Source organism: Henriciella sp. (genome assembly GCF_049649345.1).
Taxonomy (GTDB): domain Bacteria; phylum Pseudomonadota; class Alphaproteobacteria; order Caulobacterales; family Hyphomonadaceae; genus Henriciella.
In genome coordinates, this window is the sequence record NZ_JBARZC010000507.1 from 1 (window position 1) to 7,084 (window position 7,084).

The following is a 7,084-nucleotide window of genomic DNA, read 5'->3' on the forward strand; positions in this document are numbered from 1 at the left end:
GACCAACCTCCCGGCCCCGCCGAGCTATACCTGATTTCGTACTGAGGGCTAGCGGGCTGAACGGCCTTACCGGTTTCATCACCTCAACTATTTATGGTTAACGGTTGATAAATAACTTGATTTTCCAAAATTTGGGGGTAATCACTATATTACGGGACCGTAATAAACGTGTTTGGCCGAGGGTTTTTGGTCTTCGAGGGACGCTAAATCGGACGATCCCATCATCGCTCGTCAGGCGGGCAAATATAAAGTGTGGGCGCAACCGGACAGGACACGCTCATTCATCCGTGGCGGATCTGTTTCTGTCACACTCAATCGCAGCTCCGGGCAATATCTAGAGCCCGGGAACATTGGCTCCAAGCGGAAACGTGGCGAGTCCGGGGGACAAAAATGAAAAAGCTTCTCATCGTGGCGACATCGGCTCTTGCGCTCGCTGGCACTGCGTCAGCTCAGGTCGCAAAGACCGCTAATGTCGAACAGATCGGCTCATCCAACCTCGCCGATATTGACCAGACAGCCGGCAATCAGGCGCTCGCCGACATCGAGCAGGACGGCGCGGGCAACAGTGCCAGCATCGAACAGATGGACAATGCGTCATCGGGCCTTTTCGCCACAGCGGCAAATGACGCCTCGATCAAACAGATTGGCGCAAATACCCTGGCTTCAATCGTTCAGACGGGTGAAGCGGCAGCTGCCGCTCCCAATATCGCGACGATCGACCAATACGGGTCTGGCGTTGCTCAAGGCGCGACCGGCATCCCCTCCGGCGCTTCCCTCGATGCGACGATCGAACAGTCCGGAACCGCGAACACGTCCGGCATCATTCAGAGCGCTGGCACGCCAGGATCTGGCTTTACGGCGACGTCCACCCAGTTTGGTGATGCCAACAGCTCCGCTATCGAACAATTCGACGCCACGTTTGAAGTGAACCCCTATTCGGCGTCGCGCGTCGATCAGACAGGCTCGCAGAACGTATCCGACGTGCTGCAGGGCGGCGTAAACTCCTTCGCTTTTGTCACCCAGAATGGCGATGAGAACTCATCTGATGTCTCCCAGAATTTCGGGTCCGACCAATACGTCAACGTCACTCAGAATTCGCACACCAGCCAAAGCTACGTCGATCAGGAAGGCAACAGCGTGACCGCAACCGTCGTTCAGGGCGTTTCGGGCCAGCACTATTCCGATGTCTGGCAGCGGTCTGGCGCTGATGATGCCAGTGCGATCGTCGACCAGATGGGCGCCCATCACTTCAGCTATATCGAACAGAGCAATGACTCTGCGTCGGCCTTCGTCGTCCAGAACGATGTCGGAAATATCAGCCGCGTGACGCAGAATGCCGGTCTTTTCGCCGATGCCTATGTCAACCAGTTCGGCGAATGGGGCACGTCAAAGATCACCCAGGCCGGCGATTATCAGCAGGCCAGCGTCGTTCAATCCGGATTGACGAATGAAAGCCTCCTGGAACAGGATCAAGGCGGACTTGGCTCGGGCGTTGGAAACTTCGCATCGGTCATTCAGTCGAGCGATATCAACACCAGCACGATCCTGCAGTCGGGCGATGCGAACTCCACAATCGTCACGCAAACAGTGGCGGGCGGAAACGCGTCAATCGTCAGCCAGGTCGGCTCCTCGCACAGCGCGACGGTCAGCCAGTAAAGACCGGGGCCCGATGACCGCCTGACTGGCATCGACGCCGCGTTCAGGTGGCTAAAATGAACAAAAAAGCGGCGAGCGGCATAGTCTGCTCGCCGCTATTTTGTGCGCCGTCTCATCGCCGCGAATCAATTCGGCAAGAATGTCTCAGCTTAACTGACGCTCATCAGGCCTTTGCCGCCTGCGCAACTGCCGGCCCACGACGGGGCCCTCAGTCAGACCCTTGATCGCAGGCCTATCGGTTGCTGATGGTCGCCTTCTTTCGCAAGGAGGGCGGATCAAACCGTTTGAGTTGGTGGCGCACCCAGTCGCGGCCGGGCTTCTCCACCAGCTGATAGGTCTTGTGGGAGAAGTAGATGATGAGCGCTGAGGTCAGCAAAAGCCAGAAATCACCGGCCCAGAGGTTTAGCCCGTCGAGGCTGTTGGACGCCGGATCTGCATCATCAAGAACCGCAACCATGCTCCACCCCGTAAAGTGTTCGACGAGCGCCTGGAGCCAGTAGAACAGCATCTGCACAAAGTAGTGCAGCATGTAGATCGAGTAGGAAATCAGGCCGAGATGAAGCAGGGACGGACGCATGAGAAAGCGGCTGATGAAGCCCTTCTGGGACGCAAATCCAAGGACCACGAAAAAGAATATGAGAGGCGCAAATAGCGAGGTCGACCCATTCGCCATGCTCGAAACAAACCAGACAGAAAGCACGACAAGGCCAAGTTCGACCCAGTTCGCAACGTCTCTCCGGCTCATAAACGTCATCAGCCTGTCCCGGTATCGCTCAAGAAGCAGGAACGCGGCCACACCGAAGGCAAAGCCATAGACGCAGCGCACAAGCCCGGCCGTCGTCAGCTGGAAGAGCGTACGATTGTCGGTGAAGAAGTAGAGGATCAAGGGACAGAGAACGATCAGCGAGACGATCGCCATTGCGAACAGAACGTTCCTGTAAGGCAGACGGCTGACGATCCAGACGCCGGCAGCAAAGATCAGATACGTCCAGAATTCTGTACTGATCGACCAGCTTGGCCCATTCCATGAGATATTGTCTGACACACCGGGCAGCGCGTGCAGAAGAAAGAAGTTCGGCGCGAGCGTGTTCAGAGTATGCTGACCGTCACAATCAGGCTGGGTCCAGTCCCTACAGAAGGCATCCCGGCCGACAATATTCTCAAGCCCGGGCATAAACGCCAGAAACAGCTCCGCCACAACGAAAAGAGCAAGGACAAAGGCGTGCAACGGCCAGATACGGCCGAAACGGAGGCCCATGAATTTGGGAACGCTGAAGCCATCAAGGATGCGCTGTTTATAGTTCAGCGCAATCACGAACCCACTCAGCACGAAAAAGAAGTCAACAAACAGCCACGCGTTGCGGATGAGATCGATATGATAAAAGTGCGTCGCCACGGAAAAGTGGTGCAGCATGACCATCAACGCGCATATGCCGCGCCAACTGTCCAAAGCTTCGTATCTCATATTGCTTCCCCCAAGGTCCCCACCGGCTATCGTTCTCTTGTGCTGCCGTATGAGCGAGCGTCTGCGTCGCTCCGATTGGTCGTCTGGCTCTGCTGGTCCCCGCAAGACAACCGCGTGATCAGATCCGCAGTGTGCGGATCGATCATACCCTTCTGTATATCAGCTTTGCCCGCATTCTGGCAGTGGCTATTGTACGGAAGACTCTCGTTGATGATGCGGCCAGGCGAATAATCGGGCGCCACCACCACGGACCTGAACCGCATCGTCCACAGATAGTTCATCCGTTTGACGGCGGAAGCCTCTCCGGCAGGCAGCTGGTCTAAGAAATCCTCATAGTCGACAATTTCGGGCGCGCCTTGCGGTGCAGGAACCGAGACAAAATCCTCGATCGCTGTCGCCGCGATGCGGTGATCGGCGATAAAAACGCCATTGGCCCCTGCGGCGAGGGCCAGTGCGGAGACAATTGCAGCAGGGATGAACGCGGCGAAGGCTTCCGGCGAACGCCCCGTAGGGCCAGCCGAGGCAGGCGTGCGGGTGAACATCAGGACGACAAAAAACAGCAGCGCGCCCCCGACCATCGTCCTCGCCGAGCCGTATCGCCCAAGTTCGAAATTGATCTCGATCTGGGACAAATGCAGCGCCACAGGCACGCAAACGAGGAAAAGGCCCAGCACCGCGCCAACGGTTTTCATGAACCGAAACCGGAGCCCGACCAGCCAGAAGGCGAGAAGGATGAGGAGGCTTGCCGTGATCAGCCAGGCCGTCGGATGGTTCAGCAGCCGCCTCGGATCGAGCACGTAAATGGCATTCGACGTTGCGCCGCCTCCGATCAGTCGCGCATAGGTAAAACCAGCCGCGATCGCCAGCATGGCAACCACGAAGACAACACTCTTCCAGACCGGCGCACCGGCTTTGCGGAATGACGCAATGGCGCAATAGGCGATGACGCAAGCGGCCGGGATCGCCAGCTCATGTGAGAAAACCAGCGCCAGAAAGCTGAGAAAAAACCATATGGAAAAGGCTTGATTGCGGACCACCAGCATGGCCGAAATCCAGACAAATCCACTCGATATCAGGACTTCGGATGGAAAGCCGTATCCCATGATCGAAGACAGGGCGTATTGAGCGGCGGGAAAGACGAGCAGGGTTGGATAGCGTTTCCAGGCAAGGCTGATTGCAATCAGATAGGTGATCAGCTGCAAGCCGTAGAAGAGCCCGCCATAGAGGGCTATCAGACCCTCGCCGCCGAGCTCAAAAGTCTGGACGATGAACTGGGCCGGCACGACGACCAGAAGATAGGTTGTCGCCCGGCTGAGAATGTCACCCCACCACAGATCAGCGGCGTCACCGGTCGCGATACCGTAAGCAAAATTGCTCCCATCGGCGTGCAGCATCACCTCGAACAAAAGCGCCGCGACAAGCAATGCGGCCTGGATCAGCGCAACCGCGATGGCCAAGGCTTTCGCCCATTCCGGACCGACGGATTTGAACGCCTCACCCAGCCAGTCGCGCAGAAATCTGAACCGGTCCAGAATACCGGTCGCGTGTGCAGACTCTGTGGGTGGAACTGGCATAAATGACGCGTACTCAGAAACTGAGTTTTTTGAAAACTGGCTCGGGCACCGATCTGACCGCATACATGACCGCTCTCCACTTGAGAGGATACACAATCTCGCGCTTTTTGCGGATCGCGCGGTGGATCATTCTTGCACATTCGACATCGCTCGCGACCAATGGCCCGGGCAGATCCATACCGGCTGTCATGCGCGTCGCAACGAACCCCGGCTTGACCGATATCACAGTCGTCTGGGTGCGGGCCAACCGTTGGCGCAAGCCAGACAGCATTGTCGTGAAAGCTGCCTTGGCGGCTCCGTAATAATAGTTCCGTGCGCGCCCGCGGTCGCCGGCAACGGAGCTGACGCCAACAAGGACAGTCGGTTCATCCATGGACTGGAAAAGCTCGGCGCCCGCTTCCATCAGCGCGGCAGGCCCGGTGAAGTTCGTATCGGTCACCGACTGCACGAGCGCGGGATCTTTCTCCTGGTCAGCCTGAACCCCCATCTGGCCGACCATGGAGACGATGATCTTCGGAGACGGCGCTAAAGCGAACAGCGTCTCTCGCATCGTGCCCGTATCGGTCACATCCATTTTGACCGCTTCAACAGGGACGCAGGCTCTGATCTTCAGGTCGGCCACAATCGGCTCAAGTTGCGAAATATCTCTTGCCGCAAGATAGACGGGATGGCCGGCCTCAGCCATCTGACGCGCAAGCGCAACAGAAATGTCGGAGGTCGCCCCTACAATGAGAACCGGACGGTCTGAATTGGAACTCATAGGGCCAACCTTTCAGATTGGAGCGAAGCGAATGCAGAAGCGGCACCGGATTTTTCTCGAAAATCGGTCATGGTTGCTGCTGATTTCTGCATCGCTTTGAAACTGGACGCTGATATACGCGAGTCCTTTGCAAGATAGATGCGCCCCTGATGGCGGATGACGATCTCATCGAGTTTCTCGAGCAGTTCAGCCGTTCGCCGCGACCAGGGGAAATCCAGAGCAAGCGTATAGCCGCGCATCGGGAAAGAGAGCGTGCCGATCGTATCGCCGAGCTGTTTGAGGACAGCCAGAAAGGATCCGTTATTTGCGTTCGCGATCGTCGAAAGCAGTTCCCCCAAGGCCGCGCGCGAGGAGTCCATCGGAAGGACGCACTGGTATTGCGCAAATCCCTTCTGCCCGTAGATCCTGTTCCAGTGGAGCAGCGTATCCAGCGGATAGAAATAACTGTCCCAATCGACCAGGCGCTCGCCTGCCCCCATGCGGCCGAGCCGGTAGTGCATGGCATTGAATGCCCGCACCGTCAGGCCATTCAGCGGCGATAGTGGCAATGTGAACGGAACGGATTTCTTTCGTCTCTCCCTGGTCGCGAACGGGTCTTCCCTTTGTTTCGGGGAAAGCGCGTCGAGCTTTGCGTGCTCAGCCACATCGAGCAGACCGCGCCCCAGACCCTTTCCCTTTTGAAGGACATCGATCCACGCGACGCGGTAGGTTGCATCCTCGTGCGCATCGAAGGCTTGCATGAGACTGTCCAGATCTGGGGCAGCAATGCGGGTCTGCTGGATCCAGGCGCTTTCAACCTGTTTCAGTCTGAAGCAGGCGCGCACAATGATGCCGGTCAGCCCCATGCCGCCGACAGTGGCCAGAAACAGGTCTTGGCGTTCCTCAGGCGAGCATCGAACAATCTCTCCCCCGGCGGTCATCAGGTCCAGCCATTCGACATAATCTGCAAACGCGCCGTCCTTGACACTGTTCTTGCCGTGGACATTGGCCGCGATCATCCCGCCAATCGTGACGAATTTCGTGCCGGGTGTGACAGGCGGAAACCAGCCGAGCGGAAGGACGGCCTTAATCACATCGCCAAGGATCACCCCCGCCTCGCACGTGATCTGCCCGGACGCCGGATCGAAATCGAGCATATGGTCAAAGCGAAGCATCGACATCGCACCGGCGGAATTGAAGCTGCTGTCGCCATAGGAGCGGCCATTTCCGCGAGCGATCACGCCCGGCCTGGATTGCACACTTTCCAGAACCGCGCGCAAATCTGACGGGCGCTCCAGGGGCGCACGGACAACAGGGTGGCGGCCCCATCCACAAATGCGCTCATCGCCGCTCATTGTGTCAGTATGGTCCAGTCAAAGAACTCGCTCACCAGAATGACACCAAGCACACAAAAGCCCGTCAGAATGCTGGTCTTGTCCTTGGCAGCAAAAACGATCGGATCGTCATCCATCTCGCCGCGATTTGCGAGCACGAGCATGCGGCTGATCCAGTAAAGAAGCAGCGGCGTTGTCGCCCAGAGGATTTCCGGGCTCCGGTACAGCATGACGGCTTCAGGGCTCGTAAAGTAGAATGACAGGACGAGACTTGCGCCATACCCCGCCGCTGCACCAAGGCTTTGGACCATGCCCA

Annotated in this window: 5 protein-coding genes and 1 pseudogene; 1 reads left to right on the forward strand and 5 read right to left on the reverse strand. The window is 57.6% G+C overall.

Translation table 11 applies throughout. From position 1 onward, the window contains the following. Positions 1 to 390 precede the first annotated feature (390 nt). Positions 391 to 1,656, forward strand: coding sequence for a hypothetical protein (locus WA989_RS14015; RefSeq protein ID WP_424341108.1), 1,266 nt, complete (start codon positions 391 to 393; stop codon positions 1,654 to 1,656). Between the two features lie 232 nt (positions 1,657 to 1,888). On the opposite strand, the gene WA989_RS14020 is transcribed toward WA989_RS14015, so the two are convergent. The 5 genes and pseudogenes from WA989_RS14020 to WA989_RS14040 all read right to left on the reverse strand — a co-directional run. Beyond that, the gene (locus tag WA989_RS14020) at positions 1,889 to 3,121 is read right to left on the reverse strand and encodes an acyltransferase family protein (RefSeq protein ID WP_424341109.1); all 1,233 of its coding nucleotides are present in this window, start codon (positions 3,119 to 3,121) and stop codon (positions 1,889 to 1,891) included. A gap of 26 nt (positions 3,122 to 3,147) precedes the next feature. Further along, positions 3,148 to 4,695 (reverse strand): hypothetical protein, encoded by a 1,548-nt coding sequence (locus tag WA989_RS14025; protein ID WP_424341110.1) that lies wholly within the window; start codon positions 4,693 to 4,695, stop codon positions 3,148 to 3,150. 13 nt (positions 4,696 to 4,708) lie between these two features. Continuing rightward, a complete protein-coding gene (locus WA989_RS14030) occupies positions 4,709 to 5,455 on the reverse strand; it encodes an SDR family NAD(P)-dependent oxidoreductase (RefSeq protein WP_424341111.1) in 747 nt (248 codons plus the stop codon). Beyond that, positions 5,452 to 6,789, reverse strand: a complete 1,338-nt coding sequence (locus tag WA989_RS14035) for an FAD-binding protein (RefSeq protein ID WP_424341112.1) — start codon at positions 6,787 to 6,789, stop codon at positions 5,452 to 5,454. The genes WA989_RS14030 and WA989_RS14035 overlap by 4 nt, the downstream gene beginning before the upstream one ends. Further along, a pseudogene (locus WA989_RS14040) lies at positions 6,786 to 7,084 on the reverse strand (hypothetical protein); the annotation flags it as partial. The gene WA989_RS14035 and the pseudogene WA989_RS14040, both read right to left, overlap by 4 nt.

Bases quoted from the DNA above. Each gene is read 5' to 3' on its own strand.
- WA989_RS14030 (WP_424341111.1), bottom strand. From the start codon at position 5,455: ATGAGTTCCAATTCAGACCGTCCGGTTCTCATTGTAGGGGCGACCTCC.
- WA989_RS14015 (WP_424341108.1), top strand. From the start codon at position 391: ATGAAAAAGCTTCTCATCGTGGCGACATCGGCTCTTGCGCTCGCTGGC.
- WA989_RS14025 (WP_424341110.1), bottom strand. From the start codon at position 4,695: ATGCCAGTTCCACCCACAGAGTCTGCACACGCGACCGGTATTCTGGAC.
- WA989_RS14020 (WP_424341109.1), bottom strand. From the start codon at position 3,121: ATGAGATACGAAGCTTTGGACAGTTGGCGCGGCATATGCGCGTTGATG.
- WA989_RS14035 (WP_424341112.1), bottom strand. From the start codon at position 6,789: ATGAGCGGCGATGAGCGCATTTGTGGATGGGGCCGCCACCCTGTTGTC.